The sequence below is a fragment of the Thalassospira sp. CH_XMU1420-2 genome (assembly GCF_037029325.1).
GTDB classification, from domain to species: domain Bacteria; phylum Pseudomonadota; class Alphaproteobacteria; order Rhodospirillales; family Thalassospiraceae; genus Thalassospira; species Thalassospira povalilytica.
Map to the genome: position 1 here is coordinate 1 of NZ_JAYMEG010000008.1, position 19,349 is coordinate 19,349.

Sequence of the window (19,349 nt, forward strand, 5' to 3'; positions counted from 1 at the left end):
GAAGCCGTGCATCAAAAAGCCAGCGGTATGATCCCGCTGGCTCCATGAAAACTGTCAACGTATTTTAGGACGGCACATCTGTAGCTAGGGTCTTAGCGACCAAGGCTCCACCAGCCGCGTTTTTTCGGCTTCGGCTTTTCGTCCTTGGCCGGTTCAGCCGCCGGGGCAGCTTCCGGGGCCGGTGCGGGCGCAGGAGCCGGTTCCTCGGTTTTGGCCGGTTCAACCGGCTTCGGAGCTGCCGGCTTTTCAGCCGGGGCTTCAACCTTGGGTGCCTCGGCTTTCGGGGCCGGTGCGGTTACTTCTGCCGGTGCGCTGGCCGGAGCCACTGCGACGTCCGGTTTGCTTTCAGCAACCGCTTCCGGTGCCGGGCCGGACTGGATCGGGATGTTTTTGACATCGCCGCGCTCGTTGCTACCTTCGCCACGTTCCGGACGGCTGTTGCGGTCACGACGGTTACGACGGTTGTCGTTACGATCGCGGCGCGGACGGGCCGGGGCCGGGGCAGTGGTGCTGCGGGTACGACCGGCGCGGACACCTTCCTGATCAAAGCTGTCAGCATCCTGACCTTCGCTTTCGGCGTCGATCACGGTGTTTTCTTCGGAACCGTCCGGTGCTTCGTGATCACGGTTGCGGCGTGCTGCCGTCAGGGCCGGATCATCATTGGGCGACCGGGTACGGTTACCGTCAAAGTCCTGACGACGCGACCGGCGACGACCCCCACGCTTGCCGCGACGGCGGCGTTTGCGGTTGCTGTCTTCGTCATCATCATCAGATCCGTTGCGATCCGAACCATCAGCATCTTCGGCGTCGCTATCTGCGGCGTCCTGCTGGTTTTCGGTACGATCATCACGATCATCGTTACGACCACGACGGCGGCGGCGGCGGCGGCGGCGTTTGCCACCCTGATCGTCATCATCACCGCGGACGGTTTCTTCTTCTTCGTCGTCGGCTTCAACCGGGCTTTCAATCGCCGTCAGGGAAACACTGTCGGTATTGAGAACCGGTGCAGCTTCTTCCTGTTCGTCACCTTTTTTCGCACGGGTGCGTTCAATGCGGTGATCGGGCGAAATCAGGCTGTCATCGCCAAAGATCATGACGGTAAAGCCGTAACGCTGTTCGATTTCGGCCAGCGAATCACGTTTGCGGTTCAGGATATAAAGCGCGACTTCGCTTGCGACATGAACGGTAAGCGCCCCGGACCGGCGACGCATGCCTTCTTCTTCGATCACGCGCAGCAGATGCAGGGCTGCACTTTCGATCGAACGGACAAGGCCGACACCACGACAGTGCGAGCAAACCTCGAACGCGCTTTCAACAAGCGACGGACGCAGGCGCTGACGCGACATTTCAAGCAGACCAAACGGGCTGATACGGCCGATCTGAAGACGCGCACGGTCATTGCGCATGGCTTCTTTCAGCTTGCGCTCAACCGACGCCTGGTTGCGGTGGTCTTCCATGTCGATAAAGTCGACAACAATCAGACCGGCAAGGTCACGCAGGCGCAACTGGCGTGCCAGTTCTTCGGCCGCTTCAAGGTTGGTCTTGTAAGCGGTTTCTTCGATATTGCGTTCGCGGGTCGAACGGCCGGAGTTCACGTCAATCGCGACCAGTGCCTCGGTCGGGTTGATGACGATATAGCCACCCGATTTAAGCTGTACGACCGGATTGAGCATCGCATCAAGCTGGCTTTCCACCTGGAAACGGTGGAACAGCGGCACGCCCTGATCCTTATAGGGCTGCACACGCTTGGCATGCGACGGCATCAGCATTTTCATGAAGTCTTTGGCGACCCGGTAACCGTCGTCGCCTTCGACCAGAACTTCATCCACATCACGCGCATAAAGGTCGCGGATCGAACGTTTGATCAGGTCGGCTTCTTCGTAAATCAGGCAAGGCGCCTGGCTCTGAAGGGTGGTTTCGCGAATACGATCCCACAGACGCATCAGATAATCGAAGTCACGCTTGATCTCGGCCTTGGTCCGTTCGGCACCGGCGGTACGAACGATCACGGCCATGCCGTCCGGAATCTCCAGCTCGGCCAGAATCGATTTCAGACGCTTGCGGTCCTTGGCATTGGTGATCTTGCGCGAAATGCCGCCACCACGCGGGGTGTTTGGCATCAGAACGCAATAACGGCCAGCCAGCGACAGGAAGGTCGACAGGGCAGCACCCTTGTTGCCGCGCTCTTCCTTGACGACCTGAACCAGAATGATCTGGCGGCGTTTGATGACTTCCTGAATTTTGTAGCGTTTCTGAAGCTGACGGCTATGCGACTCAACGAATTCGTCGGTGTCGTCACCGCCAAGATCTTCGATCTCTTCTTCTTCGGTGCCGGCATCGGCAGACGGTGCGTCTTCTTCGCTGTCGTCACCGTCGGCGTCGACATCAACGCTCAGTTCTGCGACGTCCGCCGACATGGCAGCATTGCCACCCGACGGGGAATTGTCATCATCAGAACCGCCATCGGCGTCTGCATTGGCATCACCCGATGCTGCTTCGTCAGAAGACGCATCGCTTGCCGTTGCGTCGGCGTCGTCGGATTTTTTGCGACGGTTGCGCGTGCGACGGCGGCGCGGCTTGGTTTCTTCTTCATCAGAAGAAACCAAGCCATCAGATGCGCCATCCGACGGATTGGCAGCATCGGCATCAACCACGGTTTCCCCATCAGTCGCATCTGATTCTGATGCGTCCTGGGTTTCGTCCTTGTCCTTTGCGCGTGGTTTGCGGCGCGAACGCGAACGGGTCGATTTCTTTTCTTTTTTCGGGCTGTCGTCGGTTTCGCCAATATTGTCTTCGACAATTTCGGCGTCCTTGACCTGTGCGGCACCCTGGCTCAGGGCTTCGCGGTCGGCAACCGGGATCTGGTAATAGTCGGAATGGATTTCACTGAAGGCAAGAAAACCGTGGCGGTTTCCGCCATAGTCAACAAAGGCCGCCTGCAAAGACGGTTCTACTCGCGTCACTTTGGCGAGATAGATGTTACCCTTGATCTGTTTTTTGGTCGATGTCTCGACGTCGTATTCTTCTAGGCGATTTCCATTAATAACAACGACGCGGCTTTCTTCCGCGTGCGTTGCATCGATAAGCATGCGTTTAACCATTCGGAACCTGTTCCTGGAGGTCCCGCCAGTTCAATGCTACGCGCATTGCTGCGCTGATATGCAAACAAACCGGCGTGACCGGAGGCGCCGTCCAATAGGGTCGCGATATGTCCTGTATGTCTCTGGTTCATCGCGTGTCGGCTGCTCTTCCGGTTCGGACCTGGTTTTGATGTTGAAACAAAAATAGGTTGCGTATTTTCGAGCGCGCCAAGGCAGCCTTTTTCAGGAGGGCTCTATCGGGAGCGGGAATTGCCGCGTCACCGAGACACCGACCGTAAGAACTGGTCTAGTCGCGTCCTCAGCCTGGTGGCGTTTAAGTTTCATACCACAAAGCATAGGAATCTCGGGTGCAACATATCCGGTTTATTCGCCTGCGACAAACAGTTTTGTTGCATCATATGACGACTTTCTGACAGTGATCCGTCAAAAGGCGAAGAATTCCGCGCAGTTTCGCCTTTGGCGATTAAATGCGGGCAAATCCATGAAAACGCGATGTTTTTGCCCGGTTGGCGATTTAACGGGATGGGCCAATGGCCGCAAAACGCGTCTTTGGAACTTCTTGCTTTGGTCAATTGCCCGTTAACCAACGCATTGCTATAAGCGACTATCTCACCTTTGGCAGGGTAACCAGGCACAAGCACGACAGATGAATTCACCGCATGCAAACACATATTCCCATGTGCGATCTGCTTCGTTGTCTTCGGGTTTTCAAAAACTCGCAAGACTTGCGATCGCATTGTTTTTGCTGCTGTTTTCAGCCCAGCTTGTAGCATCAGCTGCCAATGCACAGGCGGCAAAGGTTCTGGGGGCGCGTCTGGGCGTTTATCCGGATTATACCCGTTTTGTCATCGATCTTGATCGCGATGTCGAATTTACCTATTTCCTGCTGCCTGATCCCTATCGCATCATCATTGACATGCCCGAAATCGATTGGAGCGCCCCGCCCGGCAAGGTGACATCTGGCGGCGGGCTTATTTCGGGATTGCGCTATGGCCTGTTCAAACCCGGTACGTTCCGTGTCGTTCTTGATGTTGCCGAACCGTCACTGGTGTCCAAAATTTTCGCATTGCCGTCATCAGGCGGCAAACCCAACCGTTTGGTTGTCGATCTGAAACCGGCAAAACGCGACGCCTTCCTGACCGCGTCACGCGAAAGCATGGAAGCCTATTCCGCACGCAGCCGCAATGATACCAGCGCCACAGAACAAAGTGTGGATGTGGCGGTCAAATCCGGTCGGGGCGGGGACGAAAAACCGTTGATTGCAATCGATGCAGGCCATGGCGGTGTTGATCCGGGCGCGATTGGCGTTGGCAATGTCTATGAAAAAGACCTGACCTTGGCGGCGGCCCGTCAGCTTGCCGATACTTTGACGGCATCGGGGCGCTATCGCGTGCTGTTGACACGTGACAAGGATGTCTTCCTGAAACTGCGCCAGCGCGTTGAAATTGCCCGTAAAAACGGTGCCGATCTGTTCATATCACTGCATGCGGATTCAATTGCCAATCCCAAACATCGCGGTGGATCGGTTTATACCCTGTCTGAAAACGCATCGGACAAAGAAGCCGCCGCCCTGGCGTCAAAGGAAAACAAGGCCGACGTGATTGCCGGTATTGATCTTTCCGATGAAAATTCGCTGGTGCAAAGCATCCTGATCGATCTGGCCCAGCGCGAAACCATGAACCTGTCGGCAACGCTTGCCGCCAACATGGTCAGCCAACTGTCCAAAAGCATCGAACTGCAACGCAGAACACATCGCTTTGCCGGATTTGCCGTTTTGAAGGCGCCTGATATTCCGTCGGCCCTGTTTGAAATGGGCTATCTGTCCAATGCGACCGATGCCAAACTGCTGCAAAGCCCGGCCCATCGCAAAAAGATTGCCGAGGCCGTCTTGCGGGCAATTGATATCTATTTCGAAAAGCACAAATTCTAGCAGCGGTGTTCACGGAACTGCATTCCCTGAACGCATCCGGTCTGTTCCGTTTGCCGACATCGACATTTTTTTAAGCGGGCAGATGGTCAGTCATATGCAGGTTTTGCTAAACTAAAAGTTCCCTTAAGTGAGAGCTGTCACAACCTCGTCACTTTTTTGCCGCTATAATAATGGTTAGTGCGGGGATCGCCCTGCGGGAAACGGTTATCCGTTGGGACATTGCATTTCTGATGATTGTGCATGAATATGCGCAACCTCAGGCCAACAAAACGAAAAAAGACCTGCTTATATGCGCATTTTACTTAGTATTTTCGGCTTTCTGTTTTTGATGGGGATCGCAGGCGGCGCCGGCGTTCTGGCGATTTTCTGGCATTTTGGTCAGGACCTGCCCGATTACACCCAGCTTGAAGATTACGAGCCGGAGGTCATGACACGTGTTCATGCATCTGACGGTGCGCTGATTGCAGAATATGCACGCGAAAAACGTGTCTTTGTGCCGATCACCGCCATCCCGCACAAGGTGATTGATGCCTTTGTCGCGGCCGAGGACAAAAACTTCTTCTCCCATCCCGGGATTGATTTCGCGTCTGTTTTGCGTGCCGCTGTTACCAACGTTGTCAATATCGGCACCGGTCGTCGCCCGGTTGGCGCATCGACCATCACCCAGCAGGTCGCCAAGAACTTTCTTCTGACCAACGAAGTGTCCTATGAACGCAAGATCAAGGAAGCAATCCTGTCTTTCCGTATCGAACGGGCATTTTCCAAGGAGCATATCCTTGAGCTGTATCTGAACGAGATTTATCTGGGCAGCGGGGCGTATGGTGTTGCAGCGGCGTCGCTGCGCTATTTCGACAAGTCGCTTGATGAACTTAATATCGAAGAAGCCGCCTATCTTGCTGCCTTGCCAAAGGCGCCTTCGAATTACCATCCGGTCCGCAACCATGACGAGGCAAAGGCACGTCGTAACTGGGTCATCGGCCGGATGCTTGAAGAAAAATACATCACCGAGGCCGAAGCACAGGCCGCATGGTCTGCGCCGCTTGAAGGCAAGTCCCGTGAATCGGTGGATACCTATCAGGCTGATTTCTTTGCCGAGGAAGTCCGTCGCCAGCTTGTTGATCGTTACGGCGAAGGCATGCTTTATGACGGTGGCCTTTCGGTGCGATCGACCGTTGATCCGCGCTTGCAAAGTGTTGCCGACAAGGCCCTGTTTGACGGGCTTGTTGCCTATGACCGTCGTCATGGCTGGCGCGGGCCGATCACCCAGATCGACCTGAATGACAATTGGCAGCAGAAATTGCGCGAAGTCGAAACCCCGGGCGATATTCCCTGGGATGTTGCGGTCGTGCTTGGCACCGATGCCAATGAGGCGACCCTTGGCCTTAAATCGGGCGAGCAGGGCCGCATTCCGTTGCGCTTCCTGACATGGGCGCGGCCCTGGCAAAAAGGTCAGACCTTGGGCCCGGTGGTCAATCGTCCGTCTGATGTTCTCAAGCCCGGTGATGTGGTTTACGTCAAACATTTCGCCGAACTTGATGGCGAAAAACTGCCGCCAAATACCTATGGCCTGCGCCAGATCCCCAATGCCAACGGGGGCTTGGTGGCGATGGACCCGCATACCGGTCGCGTTCTTGCGATGTCGGGCGGCTTTTCGCACGATTTGTCGAAATTCAACCGCGCAACCCAGGCCCGTCGTCAGCCGGGCTCGGCCTTCAAGCCGTTTGTCTATCTTGCGGCCCTTGATCAGGGCTTTACCCCTTCGACACTCGTGCTTGATGCACCTTTCGTGATCGATCAGGGGCCGGGACTTGGCAAATGGAAGCCGGGCAACTATAGCGGCAATTTCTATGGTCCTTCGACCATGCGTCTGGGGATTGAAAAGTCGCGTAACCTGATGACGGTGCGTCTTGCCCAGACCATCGGGATGCCGATTGTTGCCGATTATGCCGAACGGTTCGGTATTGTCGATGATCTGCCCGAAGTTCTGTCCATGTCGCTTGGTGCGGCGGAAACGACTGTGATGCGCCTGACCGCGGCCTATGCCGAACTGGTCAATGGTGGCAAGAAAATCACACCGACCCTGATTGACCGCATTCAGGACCGTCGGGGCAATGTGATCTATCGCCGGGACGAACGCGATTGCGCCCAGTGCCAGGACGTTGCCTTCCGCAATCAGATGCCGCCCGATCTTCCTGATACCCGTGAACAGCTGACCGACCCGGCAAGCGCGTTCCAGATGGTCCATATCATGGAAGGCGTGGTGTCGCGTGGCACGGGCCGCACGATTGCCGAACTTGGTTATCCGCTGGCTGGTAAAACCGGCACGACCAACGATTCACGTGATGCGTGGTTTGTCGGGTTCTCGCCGGACCTTGCGGTCGGTGTTTATGTCGGCTTTGATGACAACCGTTCCCTTGGTGACAAGGAACAGGGTGCCAGTGCCGCAGCCCCGATCTGGAAGGAATTCATGCGCGGTGCCCTCGAAGGCACCAAAGCCATTCCGTTCCGTACCCCGCCGGGCATTCGCATGGTCCGCGTTGAAGCCCGTACCGGCATTCCAGCCCGTCCGGGCGATCAGGACGTGATCTGGGAAGCTTTCAAACCCGGGACCATTCCAGCATCGAATGACAATGTCATTGATGGCGGCTACAGCGGTGTCGGCGGTTCTGACAGTGGCAATGGCGCGGTTTCAGGACCCGGCGGCATTTACTGACGGATTTGCTGACCGGCTGATCTGACCTGAATGAAGACATCCAAAACCCGGCAGGGAAATCTTGCCGGGTTTTTGCATGGTTGCAGGGGTTTCAACCGCGGCAAAAACTGCTATAAGCTGCGCCGAGTTTGCCGCAGCCGGTTTGTCCAAACCGGTCTGGGGCCCAACAAATTTCTGATGAATAACGGAGACATCAATGCGCGCCGAAGCACAGGCATTGGTCGATGAAATCAAGCAGTCGATGGCACTGCTGAGGAGGCATCTTTGACTGGGATAACGCTCTTAGACGCCTCGACGAACTGAACGCACTGGCCGAAGACCCGACCCTTTGGGACAACGCCGCCAATGCGCAGAAAGTCATGCGTGAACGTACCCAGCTTGATGATGCCATCAATGGCTATAAACAGCTCGCCCAGGAGCTCGAAGACAATATCGAACTGATCGAGCTTGGCGAAGCCGAAGGCGATGCAGAAACGGTTGCCGAGGCCGAGGAAGGCCTGCGTGCCATTCGTGAAATCGCATCCCAGCGTGAACTCGAAAGCCTGCTTTCGGGTGAGGCTGACGCCAATGACGCCTATCTTGAAATCCATGCCGGTGCCGGTGGTACCGAGGCACAGGATTGGGCATCGATGATGGCGCGCATGTATTACCGTTGGGCAGAGTCCAAGGGCTACAAGCTTGAGATGCTCGAAGAAAGCGCGGGCGAGGAAGCCGGTATCAAATCGGTGACGTACAAGATCACCGGTCACAATGCCTATGGCTGGCTCAAGAACGAAGTGGGTGTGCATCGTCTGGTGCGTATTTCGCCCTATGACAGTTCGGCACGCCGCCATACCAGCTTCTCGTCGGTCTGGGTCTATCCGGTGATTGATGACGATATCAATATCGAAATCCTCGATAAGGATCTTCGTGTTGATACCTATCGCGCATCGGGTGCCGGTGGTCAGCACGTTAACCGTACCGATTCTGCGGTTCGTATTACCCACATTCCGACCGGTATTGTCGCACAGTGCCAGAACGACCGTTCACAGCACAAAAACCGCGACACCGCGATGAAGATGCTCAAAGCCCGTCTTTATGAGGCAGAGCTGCAAAAACGCGAAGCCGAAGCACAGGCCGTCGAAGACAGCAAAACCGATATCGGTTGGGGCCATCAGATCCGCTCCTATGTCCTTCAGCCCTATCAGATGATCAAGGACCTGCGCACAGGCACCGAAACATCCGATACGCAGGGTGTCCTGAACGGCGACCTTGATGCCTTTATGGCAGCCGCCCTTGCCGCCAAGGTTACCGGCTCGGCTGGCGAAATCGAAGATATCGATTGATCGGCTACCCTTAACCGGTTGAAATTACAAAACACCCCGCCGATTTCCCGGCGGGGTGTTTTGATTCGGACCCCAAATCGTTGCAATCGGGCAGGGTGCCAGGCGGCGGAAAAAGGCGGTTTGCCCCCAAAAATCCAATTTCTGTCACAGAATTGCCGAATAGCTTTGCCATGGTGTGGCCAAGCGAGACCTGCCGCCTATAAACAAAATTCCAGACATCGACTGGTCACTGGCAGGCTTGCTCAGAGCAAACATCTATTGTCAGGTGAAGTCCCAAATGGCCCAACAGTCCCTTGGTCCGGTCGCAGTCGGCGACCAGTTCAAACTTGCTACTCCCAACGGTCCGGTTTTCGAGGTTGTCAAAATTCGTGAAATGAAACCGGTGGATCATGCCCTGATCACCAAGGTACGTGACACGAAATCCCCGACATTGATCGCGGTCACAACCCTATTGAACCGTGATTTTTATGTTCCTGTTCCCCCTGAACGTCGCCAGGCCCCCGATAATGACGGGATCTTGCGCGGCATCTGATTGTCATGTGGGGCGCATCACTGTTTTGCGCCCGGAGTGCTTAAAAACAGTTGGCATGGCGGTCCTGAACCGGTGAAATGGTTGAAACAACACGCCAGTTCATCAGGGACCGCCAACATGTCAGACATCACCCCGGATCAGCACATTCTCGACAAGCTGTTTTCTGTTCTGGAAAACGATATTCTGCCCAAAACCCGGATGGGGGTTGCTGATGGCAACAAGCTTTTCGGGGCGGCGATCCTGCGCAAGGCGGATTTGGCACTGGTGATTGCCGAAACCAACAATGAAACCGAAAACCCGCTATGGCATGGCGAGGTGCATTGTCTTAAGCGGTTCTATGAAATCCCCGCAGATCAGCGCCCGGCGACTTCGGATCTGATTTTCCTGTCGACCCACGAACCCTGTTCGATGTGTTTGTCCGCCATCACCTGGGCGGGCTTTGACAATTTTTATTATTTCTTTTCTTACGAAGATTCCCGCGATGCCTTTGCCATTCCCCATGATCTGAAAATCATGCAGGAAGTCTTCACCCTGAAGGACGGCGAATACAACAAATCGAATGCCTTTTGGGAAAGCCATTCGATGATGGGCATGGTTGCCGATCTTCCTGAAAATCAGCGGGCGGATTATATCGCCCGGGCCAAGGCGCTTTCCCATGAATATGACCGCTTGTCCGCCCAGTATCAGAATGGCAAATCCGACAATGACATCCCGTTGAACTGACGGTATCGGGGGATTTGACGTCTGAGTCCGAATCTGGCGAGTTTTGATCGCCGGTTCTGATACACTGCCGGGCATGGAACAGCTCAATAACGATATATGCTATCAGGCACTCAAAACCCGTGATCGCCGGTTTGACGGACGGTTTTATACCGCGGTTCTGACCACCGGGATTTTTTGTCGGCCGATCTGCCCCGCGGTCACGCCAAAGCGTGCCAATGTGGAATTCTATCCCAGTGCAGAGGCCGCAATTGCCCACGGGTTCCGCCCGTGCCTGCGATGCCGGCCCGAAGCAGCGCCGGGAAGTCCGGCCAGTGCCGGTGTCCACGCGACGGTGGCCCGTGCCGTGCGCCTGATTGATCAGGGCGTGCTTGAAACCGGATCGATTGCCGATCTGGCCGACCGGCTTGGGGTCGGGGACCGGCATTTGCGCCGGATATTCAAGGAACATACCGGTGTAACGCCCCAGGAACATGCCAAGGCCAGACGCCTTTTGCGGGCGCGCCAGCTGATTGTTGATAGTAACCTGACCATGATTGAAATTGCCGACATTGCCGGATTTGGCAGTTTGCGGCGGTTCAATGATGCCATGAAGCAGGCCTACGGACAGGCCCCGACGGCCTTTCGCCGGGGGATCAAACTTAAATCATCGCAGGCCCGTTCCGATGACAGGGGCGATGATGATCCGTTTGCGCCGCGCAATGACGATCTGATTTTGCGATTGCGCGCCCGTCAGCCGTTTGATGCCGAATATCTTCTGGCATTTTTCCGGGCACGCGCCATTCCGGGGCTGGAAGCCGTTCGTGACCGCATCTATGCGCGCGGCTTTGCCATGAGCGATCAGGTCGGACTTATGATCTGTCATTTCAGTCCGGATCAAAGCGGGGTGGATGTGATCCTGCGGGGGGCGGCCCGCGAAGCAGTGCTTGAAATCGGCGCACGGGTCAGACGCCTGTTCGATCTGGATGCCGATGTGCCATCAATCACCGCACAGTTTGCCGAAGACATGCTGCTTGCCCCCCTGATTGAAAAGCGCCCGGGGCTGCGCGTTCCGGGATGCTGGGACCGGTTTGAACTGGCCATGCGGGCCGTTCTTGGCCAACAGGTCTCGGTTGCCGCGGCGCGCACCTTGGCGGGTCGTCTTGTCGCACGGTTCGGTGCCGAGTTGCCGGGCGATCTTGTTGCCGGAACCGGAGTGACGCATCTGTTTCCTGATGCGCCACAGCTTGTCGGTCAGGAACTGATATCCATCGGACTTACCACCCGTCGTGCGCAAACACTGGCCGATGTCATTGAACTGTTTGCGGATCGCTCATCCGATCAAAAATCGGGCGAAGCCCTGATTGCCGATTTGACGGGGATAAAGGGGATCGGCCCTTGGACGCTTAACTATTTCGGGCTGCGCGGGCTTGGCGATCCGGATGCCTTTCCGGCGGCGGATCTTGGTATCCTTAAGGCATCGGCGATGGGCGGCGGACCGGACAAGGCCAAGGCACTTGATACCCTGTCTGAAAGCTGGCGCCCATGGCGGGCCTATGCCGCGCAATATCTGTGGTCGGCACTCGAAGGAGAAGGATGATGACAACGAAAATCTATGTAACCCGCTATGCCAGTCCGATTGGCCAATTGTCGCTGGCGACCGTTGACGGCAAGCTTGTGCATCTGGACTTCGAAAACAATGATGATCGTCTGAAAACCATCCAGACCCGGCGGTTCAAAAAACTCGACTGGGTCGAAGATCGCACTGCCACCCCAAAATCCGTGATCGACTGGCTTGATGCCTATTTCAATGGTGATGTGGTGCCGCTTCCGGTTGATGCCATCAGCATGATCGGTACGGATTTTCAGAAATCGGTCTGGGATGCCCTGATCACGATCCCAAGTGGCAAAAGCATATCCTATCGCGGGTTGGCCGATCAGCTTGGCAATGCCAAGGCCGTGCGCGCGGTGGCACGCGCCAATGCGCTGAACCCGGTGTCGATCATTGTGCCATGTCATCGCGTGATCGGATCAAACGGCACGCTTACCGGCTATGCCGGGGGGCTTGATCGCAAGAAATGGCTGCTTGATCACGAGGCCGCCATGCTGGCGCGTGCCGCGTGACATTGAAAACAAAAGGCTGCCAGATGGCAGCCTTTTGCATCTTGGGATATGAAGATTGATCAGATCGACATCACGATACGGCCATCAATCTTGCCATCGCGCATGCGGTCAAAGATCGAATTGATGTTTTCCATCGGCTCGGTCGTAAAGTGCGAATGCACCTTGCCGTCGCCTGCAAATTCCAGCGCTTCCTGAAGGTCGGCACGGGTGCCGACGATCGAACCGCGAATGGTTTTGCGCGACAGAACCGTATCAAAGATATCAAGTTCGAACGTTCCCGGCGGAAGACCAACCAGCGACATGGTGCCACCCCGGCCCAGCATGCCGACACCCTGTTTGAAGGCGGCGCGTGAAACTGCGGTCACCAGAACACCGTTGGCACCGCCCATCTGTTTTTGGACTTCCGATACCACATCGATTTCGGATGCATTCAGGGTCCAGTCCGCACCAAGATCACGGGCGAGTTTCAGTTTGTCATCGGCAATATCCACCGCAATGACTTTCATGCCCATGGCCTTGGCATATTGCACGGCCATGTGACCAAGTCCGCCAATCCCGGAAATCACAACCGTTTCACCGGGTTTGCATTCGGTTTCCTTCAACCCCTTATAAACGGTCACACCGGCGCACAGAACCGGGGCAGCATTGCCAAATTCAAGCGGTTTGGGCAGATGCCCGACATAATTCGGATCAGCCAGAACATATTCCGCAAAGCCGCCATTGACCGAATAGCCGGTATTAAGCTGCTCGCCGCACAGGGTTTCCCACCCGGTAATGCAGTGATGGCAATGTCCGCAGGCCGAATGCAGCCACGGCACGCCAACCCGATCGCCTTCCTTGACGGACGCGACCCCTTCGCCAACTTCGGCAACGATGCCGACACCTTCATGGCCGGGGATAAAGGGCGGATTAGGCTTGACCGGCCAGTCACCCTCTGCGGCATGAAGATCGGTGTGACAGACACCCGATGCTTCGATTTTCACAAGGATTTTTCCCGGCGTGACTTTCGGAACGGTCACTTCTTCGATGGAAAGCGGTTTGCCGAACGCGCGAACGACGGCGGCCTTCATAGTGCGTGGCATGGTCGTGCCTCCTGACGGAATGGAATATGTGCCGCACCGGTGCGGCTGTCTCATTCTCGGAAAAAGGCTAAACCTGATTGCTTATGCACGCTTTGCGCTGGGTCAAATTTTAAAAATCCCAGTTCGCGACATCGGGCCTAAAGATCGTCTGCTTCGCCCGGCAGTTCCAGAACATAGTCCTGATAATAATCCGGCGGCATGCCGGCTTCGTAACGCGCTTCGTCATTGAATGGCGGTTTGAGAGGCCCGCGGAAATGCTTGCGCAGCATGTCATGCCAGGTGGTGTAATAGGGTAGGCCACGCTGATCGCAGACATATTCATAATATTTGCGCCCCGCAGCAACATGGGCGATTTCATCATGGGCGATGATTTTAAGGATACGGGCACTTTCCGTATCTCCATGTGCCAAAAGACGTTCAATGGTGGGCGGCGTTGCGTCAAGCCCGCGCGCCTCAAACACCATCGGCACTACGGCAAGACGTGGCAGGATGTCATAGGCCGTATCCATCGATGTTTGCCACAGGCCGTCATGGGCGGGCAAATCACCATAGGTCGCACCCATTTCGCCAAGGCGCTTGTTGATCATTTTGAAATGCCGGGCCTCGTCATCGGCGACCTGTACCCAGGCATCGTGGAAATCACGCGGCATGTCGGCTTCGGGAAAGCGCACGCAAAGATCCCAAGCCAGATCGATGGCATTAAGCTCGATATGGGCCAGCGCATGCAAAAGCCCGATGCGGCCCTGGACACTGCCTTTTTTGCGCTTGGGCATTTTGTTTGGCGCCAGAAGTTCCGGCTTGGCCGGACGACCGGGACGATCGGGCAGGTCGGTTGCCCCGACCTCGGTAATCTCGCCATTGCGCCACATCGCGGCGAGTTCGGCCGTTACATCGGCTTTTTCGGTCGCATCTTCGGTCAAAAGCGCACGTTTGGCTGCTTCGGCGAGGGTAAGCTTGGTCATGACGGCCCGGTTTTCAGAATGATTTTCAGATCGGCTTTGTCTGCCATCTGCCGGGGATATGGTCAATGGCCAAACAAAAGGGCGGCCTGCAAATTCGCGCGCCGCCCCTGTGATACATCGTGACAGATAATGTGCTGCCTACGGATATGTCGTGTCGTTATTAGGTGATGTTGAACCGTGCCAGGGCCTCGGCCAGATCTTCACCAAATGCATTGCCCTTGCGGATGATTGCCGTACGACACGGAAGATCCTGCAAGGACGGGTGGTTCGGTGCATCGGACGTCAGAACAGCCGTCGGGATGGCCCGGGTTTTTGGCATGGCCTGCAACGCATTGGCCAGATCAACACCGCTCAGCTCATCAATGGTTTTGGCAACAATGATGAAGTCGGGGCGGGTGCGAACGGCAAGTTCGATGGCCTCGAACGAGGTCTGCGTCACGGAACTGCGATAACCGCATGCGGCGAGTTCGCGTTCAAGAATGGTCGCCATGGAGCGCTGCGGGATCACCAGCAATGCTTCGACATTGGCCTTTTTAAGCCAGTTCGGATCAATATCAGGGGCACGTTTGGACGGCAATTCACGGACAAATTCCGCGGTATCGGTGCCGCCGGCGGTCATGTCACCTTCAAGCAGGCTTTGGATCTTGTCGACAAAGGCCTGGATATCTTCGATGGAACCTTCATTCAGTTCCTTGCAGGTGGTGACATAATCGGCCAGACGATGACTGGTCAGATTGATCAGTGGTGCCGCAACCGATTTGCCCTTGTAACGCAAGTTGAAAACTTCGCGCTGGATAGAGGTCAGGTGTGCGGGATCGCTTTTGCCACGCGCATTTTGCAGATGGACATCAATCGCACTGATGATGTCATGTGCCTCATCGCGAAAATCCGCAAGCATCTGATCGTCGAGATCAACAACATTTTTGTTCATAGCAATACCTGCTTTGCCGGCGTGCCGGTTTGTTTTCTCTGAACAGGTGAAAAGCACCTTCACCCAAACTCCCATATGTAAATTGTTATCCTGACATGTAACCCAAGGCAACAAAATCAATGTGTTGGAATGGCCGTTTTGGCAGTTTGGCGGGTTAAATTTTAAAGTCGGCGAAGGCCAAAAAACAAAGGCCCGGCAATCAGTTGCCGGGCCTTGCGGGGTAACGGGACCAATTGGTCTGCTATGAGTGTCATTTTTTTGATCAAAGGGCGCGAACGGCTTCTAGAACCTCTGCCACGTGGCCTTTGACCTTTACCTTGCGCCAGGCATTGCGGATGACGCCGCTGCCATCAATGACAAAGGTGGACCGTTCAATGCCCATAAATTTTTTACCATACATGCTTTTTTCTTTCCAGACGCCGAAATCTTCGCACACGGTACCGTTTTCATCCGATGCCAGAATGAAGTTCAGGTCATGTTTGGCCTTGAACTTGTCATGGCGGCTGACACTGTCCTTGGAAATGCCGATGATCTGGGCATCGACGGCGCTGAAGTCCGGCTCGGCATCACGAAATTCACAGGATTCCGTGGTGCAGCCCGGTGTCATGTCCTTGGGATAGAAATAGATCACCACCGGTTTGCCTGCCAGATCGGACAGCTTGATGCTGTTGCCACCATCGGTTGGCAATTCGAAATCCGGGGCCTTGTCACCTACTTCAAGTGTCATGTTCCATCCTTTGTCTGTCTGTGTCGCTGTGCGATCCGTTCCGCACTGAAAATACAATCCTTTATAAGGATGGCAAGGCCAGCCGGATCATTTCGATCCGGCTATTGTGTGGTTTCGGGCGGGCTGACCTTTTCGGCCGGATCGGCGATGATCCGGTCATAGATCGTTTTGATCCGGGTTGCCGTGGTTTCTATTTTGTCCTGAAGACTTGCGAAATCGTCACATTTCCCGGCCCGTGCCAGCATCTGTTGCAGATCGGTGCTGGCCCGTGCAGGATCAAACGGTCCTTCGGTCGTCAGGCGCAGCATTGCCTGAAGTGCCAACCAGAATGATCCGGCATTGGCCAAAAATTCCGCTTCGTCATTTTCAAGAATGCCGGCCGTGCCAAGCCGTTTGAACACGTCGCGTGTGGTGGGCGACAGGATGTCGGCATGGTCATGGGCGTGGCGCAGTTGCAGATATTGCGCGATGAATTCCAGATCAACCAGCCCGCCGCGCCGCATCTTGATCGCCCAGGGGTGATTGTCGCCTTTGCCGGCTTCCATGCGGTTGCGCATGTCATAGACCGCACGCACCAGCTGATCGGGGTCACGTTCCTTGCGCAGAACGGCCGTTGTGGTGGCGATGACCTTGTCACACAGCGATTGCGGCCCATAAACCGGGCGCAACCGCGTAAGCGCCATGTGTTCCCACGTCCAGGCTTCATTGTTCTGATAGGCTTCGAAGCTTTTGAAATGGGTGGCAAGCGGGCCTTTTGATCCGCTGGGCCGCAGGCGAAGGTCGGTTTCAAACAGAACACCTTCGGCGGTGGGGGCGGAAAGCGCGTTGATGTAACGCTGGCTTAACCGGATGAAATAATGCCCCGGTGACAGCGGTTTTTCCCCATCAGACTCTTCGGCTTCTTCGGGCACATCATAGATGAACACCATATCAAGGTCCGACCCCGGGGACAGTTCCTGCCCACCATGTTTGCCAAGCGCAAATACCGCAAGCCCGCCATCGGCAAAGGTGCCATGCTTGGCAGCAAAATCATCGGCAATGCGCGGGAACAGGGCGCGAATGGCAACATCTGCGACATCGGCCAGTGCACGACCGGCCTCGTGCGGGGTCTGGCGGTTCTGGATGGTCTGAACGTCAATCTGGAATTTCTGGTCATTGGCCCAGCGTCGCGCCACATCCAGCCAGTCTTCGACCATGTCTTCACGTGACAGGCGCGCATCAAGTTCTGCCAGCATACTGTCGGCATCGGGCAATTCTTCATGGAAGCCCGACATCAGAACGAAATCGAGAACCGACGCGTTGCGCCCGATATATTTGGCCATACGCGGGGCGGTTCCGGCGATCTGGGCCAGAAGTTCAAGCAATTCCGGGTGCGCGGTAAACAGCGAGAACAGCTGAACCCCGGCAGGAAGACCTTTCAGGAACTCGTCAAAGGCCCGGAATGCCATATCCGGGTTGGTGGTTTTCGACAGTGCCCCCAAAAGTGTCGGCATCAGTTCGGTCAGAATTTCACGCGCCCGGCGTGACCGGGTAGCGCGATAGCGCCCGTGATGCCAGCCGCGCACCGTAACCGATACATTTTCGGCATTTTCAAACCCCATTTCACGCAGATTGGCAAGCGTGTCGGGATCGTCTTCGGTGCCGGTAAAGACCAGATTGCCGGTCGTGCTGTCCCCGGTCAGCGGCGTGTCGTCTTCAAACAGTTCGGCATAGTTGTTTTCAACATTGCGCAGATGAAGCAGCAGATGGTCCTTGAACGCATCAAGCGTCGCATAGCCAAGGAATGTCGCAAGGGCGCGCAGCCCGTCATCCGTATCGGGAAGGGTTTGGGTCTGCTGATCATTGATCATCTGAAGCCGGTGTTCGACCGTGCGCAGAAATTCATATGCCGCCAGCATTTCATCGCGGACTTCCTCGGATACCTGTCCGAATTTGGTCAGTGCGCGCAATGTGTCACATGTCGCCTTGCCACGCAGCGCAACTTCGCGTCCGCCCCAGATCAGTTGCTGTGTCTGGGCGAAAAATTCGATCTCGCGAATGCCGCCGCGGCCAAGCTTGATGTTATGGCCGGGAATGTTGATCTTGCTGCCGCCCTTATGGGCATTGATCTGGCGCTTGATCGAATGGATGTCCTGAATGGCAAGGAAATCGAGATGTTTGCGCCATACGAACGGTCGCAGGATTTCCAGAAACTCGTTGCCGGCCGCCCGGTCGCCGCCAACAATGCGGGCCTTGATCATGGCCGCACGTTCCCAGTTCTGCCCCACCGTTTCATAATAGGTTTCAGCCGCAATCATCGACAGGATCGGCGGGGTCGATGCCGGATCGGGACGCAGGCGCAAATCGGTTCGAAACACATAGCCGTCGCCGGTGCGTTCTTCCATCACGCGTGTGATGTCACGCACCATGCGCACCAGATCCTGTTGCAGGCGATCCTCATCAAGATAGGTGACAATATCCTGATCATACAGGAAGATCAGGTCGATATCGGATGAATAGTTCAGTTCACCCGCACCCAGTTTTCCCATGCCGATCGCAAAGATCCCCGATCCTTCAAGCGGGTTCTGGGGATTGGGCAGGTCATATTTGCGCTGGCGCGCCATCGCACACAGGCAATGGGCCATGGTGAAATCAAGTGTGGTTTCCGCAGTTTCGCTGATCGCTGATGTGACTTTATCCAGCGGCCAGGCCTTGCAGATATCGGCCATCGCAATCACCAGTGCGGCCCGGCGTTTTGCCTTGCGCACCGTGGACATTGTTGTCGCCTGGTCAAGATCACGGGCATCCGCACTTTGCTGCACCGGATCGAGTGCGATGGCAAAGGCATGATCAAGGCCGCTTTCGAATACTTCGCAAACAATGTCGGGATCGCGCAGGCACAGATTGGTCAGATAGGGGCTGTTACCAAACAGGGCTGCCAAAACCGCCTTGCTTTGGGGATTGGACGCAATATCGCCAATTTTGGATGCCAGACTTTCAAATGCCGGGCGATCGCCAAGGGCGTTCCATCGTTCAAACGCATTGGCAACACGTTCGGCATCAAAGGGTTGGGGCAGGTCCTGTGAAATCCAGGAAAGAGACACTTTTTGCTTTCCTTGTATTGCGAAAAGGTAACGAACCGGGCTATGCACAAACTTGTGCCTGATTGCATGCTCTTGGCAAGGAGATTGCAACCCCGATCATACGGGTGACTGTCTCTATGTAGCTTTTCTGCGATCGGACA

The 19,349-nt window shown here is 55.7% G+C and carries 13 protein-coding genes; 7 read left to right on the forward strand and 6 right to left on the reverse strand.

Annotated elements, in window-relative coordinates; translation table 11 throughout:
• Positions 1–92 precede the first annotated feature (92 nt).
• Positions 93–3,101: an Rne/Rng family ribonuclease gene (locus WA429_RS19490; RefSeq protein ID WP_287466348.1), complete on the reverse strand. Its 3,009-nt coding sequence runs from the start codon at positions 3,099–3,101 to the stop codon at positions 93–95.
• Between the two features lie 736 nt (positions 3,102–3,837).
• Between WA429_RS19490 and WA429_RS19495 the strand changes: the two genes are divergently transcribed.
• From WA429_RS19495 to WA429_RS19525, 7 genes are all read left to right on the forward strand, one after another.
• Positions 3,838–5,031, forward strand: a complete 1,194-nt coding sequence (locus tag WA429_RS19495) for an N-acetylmuramoyl-L-alanine amidase (protein WP_287466349.1) — start codon at positions 3,838–3,840, stop codon at positions 5,029–5,031.
• A 289-nt stretch (positions 5,032–5,320) separates the two neighbouring features.
• Positions 5,321–7,744 (forward strand): penicillin-binding protein 1A, encoded by a 2,424-nt coding sequence (locus WA429_RS19500; protein ID WP_068518544.1) that lies wholly within the window; start codon positions 5,321–5,323, stop codon positions 7,742–7,744.
• 196 nt (positions 7,745–7,940) lie between these two features.
• Positions 7,941–9,069 (forward strand): peptide chain release factor 2 gene (gene prfB, locus WA429_RS19505; RefSeq protein ID WP_101247662.1). Its coding sequence is split into 2 segments (ribosomal slippage): positions 7,941–8,009 and positions 8,011–9,069, totalling 1,128 coding nucleotides; the frame shifts between segments, so codons are not numbered across the junction.
• Between the two features lie 277 nt (positions 9,070–9,346).
• Positions 9,347–9,601 (forward strand): hypothetical protein, encoded by a 255-nt coding sequence (locus tag WA429_RS19510; protein ID WP_101247661.1) that lies wholly within the window; start codon positions 9,347–9,349, stop codon positions 9,599–9,601.
• Positions 9,602–9,718: 117 nt separating this feature from the next.
• Positions 9,719–10,324 carry a nucleoside deaminase gene (locus WA429_RS19515; protein WP_101247660.1) on the forward strand — a complete coding sequence of 202 codons (606 nt, stop codon included), beginning with the start codon at positions 9,719–9,721 and terminating at the stop codon, positions 10,322–10,324.
• A gap of 73 nt (positions 10,325–10,397) precedes the next feature.
• Positions 10,398–11,900: a DNA-3-methyladenine glycosylase 2 family protein gene (locus tag WA429_RS19520; protein WP_287466350.1), complete on the forward strand. Its 1,503-nt coding sequence runs from the start codon at positions 10,398–10,400 to the stop codon at positions 11,898–11,900.
• Positions 11,900–12,424, forward strand: coding sequence for a methylated-DNA--[protein]-cysteine S-methyltransferase (locus tag WA429_RS19525; protein ID WP_287466351.1), 525 nt, complete (start codon positions 11,900–11,902; stop codon positions 12,422–12,424). The genes WA429_RS19520 and WA429_RS19525 overlap by 1 nt, the downstream gene beginning before the upstream one ends.
• A 59-nt stretch (positions 12,425–12,483) precedes the next feature.
• On the opposite strand, the gene adhP is transcribed toward WA429_RS19525, so the two are convergent.
• The 5 genes from adhP to WA429_RS19550 form a co-directional block, all read right to left on the reverse strand.
• Positions 12,484–13,506 carry an alcohol dehydrogenase AdhP gene (gene adhP / locus WA429_RS19530; protein ID WP_287466352.1) on the reverse strand — a complete coding sequence of 341 codons (1,023 nt, stop codon included), beginning with the start codon at positions 13,504–13,506 and terminating at the stop codon, positions 12,484–12,486.
• 137 nt (positions 13,507–13,643) lie between these two features.
• Positions 13,644–14,468, reverse strand: coding sequence for a ferritin-like domain-containing protein (locus tag WA429_RS19535; RefSeq protein ID WP_068518538.1), 825 nt, complete (start codon positions 14,466–14,468; stop codon positions 13,644–13,646).
• Between the two features lie 160 nt (positions 14,469–14,628).
• Positions 14,629–15,399 (reverse strand): response regulator, encoded by a 771-nt coding sequence (locus tag WA429_RS19540; protein WP_068518537.1) that lies wholly within the window; start codon positions 15,397–15,399, stop codon positions 14,629–14,631.
• A 262-nt stretch (positions 15,400–15,661) separates the two neighbouring features.
• Positions 15,662–16,126: a thioredoxin-dependent thiol peroxidase gene (gene bcp / locus WA429_RS19545; RefSeq protein ID WP_068518536.1), complete on the reverse strand. Its 465-nt coding sequence runs from the start codon at positions 16,124–16,126 to the stop codon at positions 15,662–15,664.
• Between the two features lie 101 nt (positions 16,127–16,227).
• Positions 16,228–19,209 (reverse strand): bifunctional [glutamine synthetase] adenylyltransferase/[glutamine synthetase]-adenylyl-L-tyrosine phosphorylase, encoded by a 2,982-nt coding sequence (locus WA429_RS19550; RefSeq protein ID WP_287466353.1) that lies wholly within the window; start codon positions 19,207–19,209, stop codon positions 16,228–16,230.
• Positions 19,210–19,349 lie beyond the last annotated feature (140 nt).

Excerpts from the sequence above, each read along its gene's own strand:
- WA429_RS19490 (WP_287466348.1), bottom strand. The coding sequence starts at position 3,101 with ATGGTTAAACGCATGCTTATCGATGCAACGCACGCGGAAGAAAGCCGC.
- WA429_RS19500 (WP_068518544.1), top strand. The coding sequence starts at position 5,321 with ATGCGCATTTTACTTAGTATTTTCGGCTTTCTGTTTTTGATGGGGATC.
- WA429_RS19510 (WP_101247661.1), top strand. The coding sequence starts at position 9,347 with ATGGCCCAACAGTCCCTTGGTCCGGTCGCAGTCGGCGACCAGTTCAAA.
- WA429_RS19515 (WP_101247660.1), top strand. The coding sequence starts at position 9,719 with ATGTCAGACATCACCCCGGATCAGCACATTCTCGACAAGCTGTTTTCT.
- WA429_RS19520 (WP_287466350.1), top strand. The coding sequence starts at position 10,398 with ATGGAACAGCTCAATAACGATATATGCTATCAGGCACTCAAAACCCGT.
- WA429_RS19525 (WP_287466351.1), top strand. The coding sequence starts at position 11,900 with ATGACAACGAAAATCTATGTAACCCGCTATGCCAGTCCGATTGGCCAA.
- adhP (WP_287466352.1), bottom strand. The coding sequence starts at position 13,506 with ATGCCACGCACTATGAAGGCCGCCGTCGTTCGCGCGTTCGGCAAACCG.
- WA429_RS19535 (WP_068518538.1), bottom strand. The coding sequence starts at position 14,468 with ATGACCAAGCTTACCCTCGCCGAAGCAGCCAAACGTGCGCTTTTGACC.
- WA429_RS19540 (WP_068518537.1), bottom strand. The coding sequence starts at position 15,399 with ATGAACAAAAATGTTGTTGATCTCGACGATCAGATGCTTGCGGATTTT.
- bcp (WP_068518536.1), bottom strand. The coding sequence starts at position 16,126 with ATGACACTTGAAGTAGGTGACAAGGCCCCGGATTTCGAATTGCCAACC.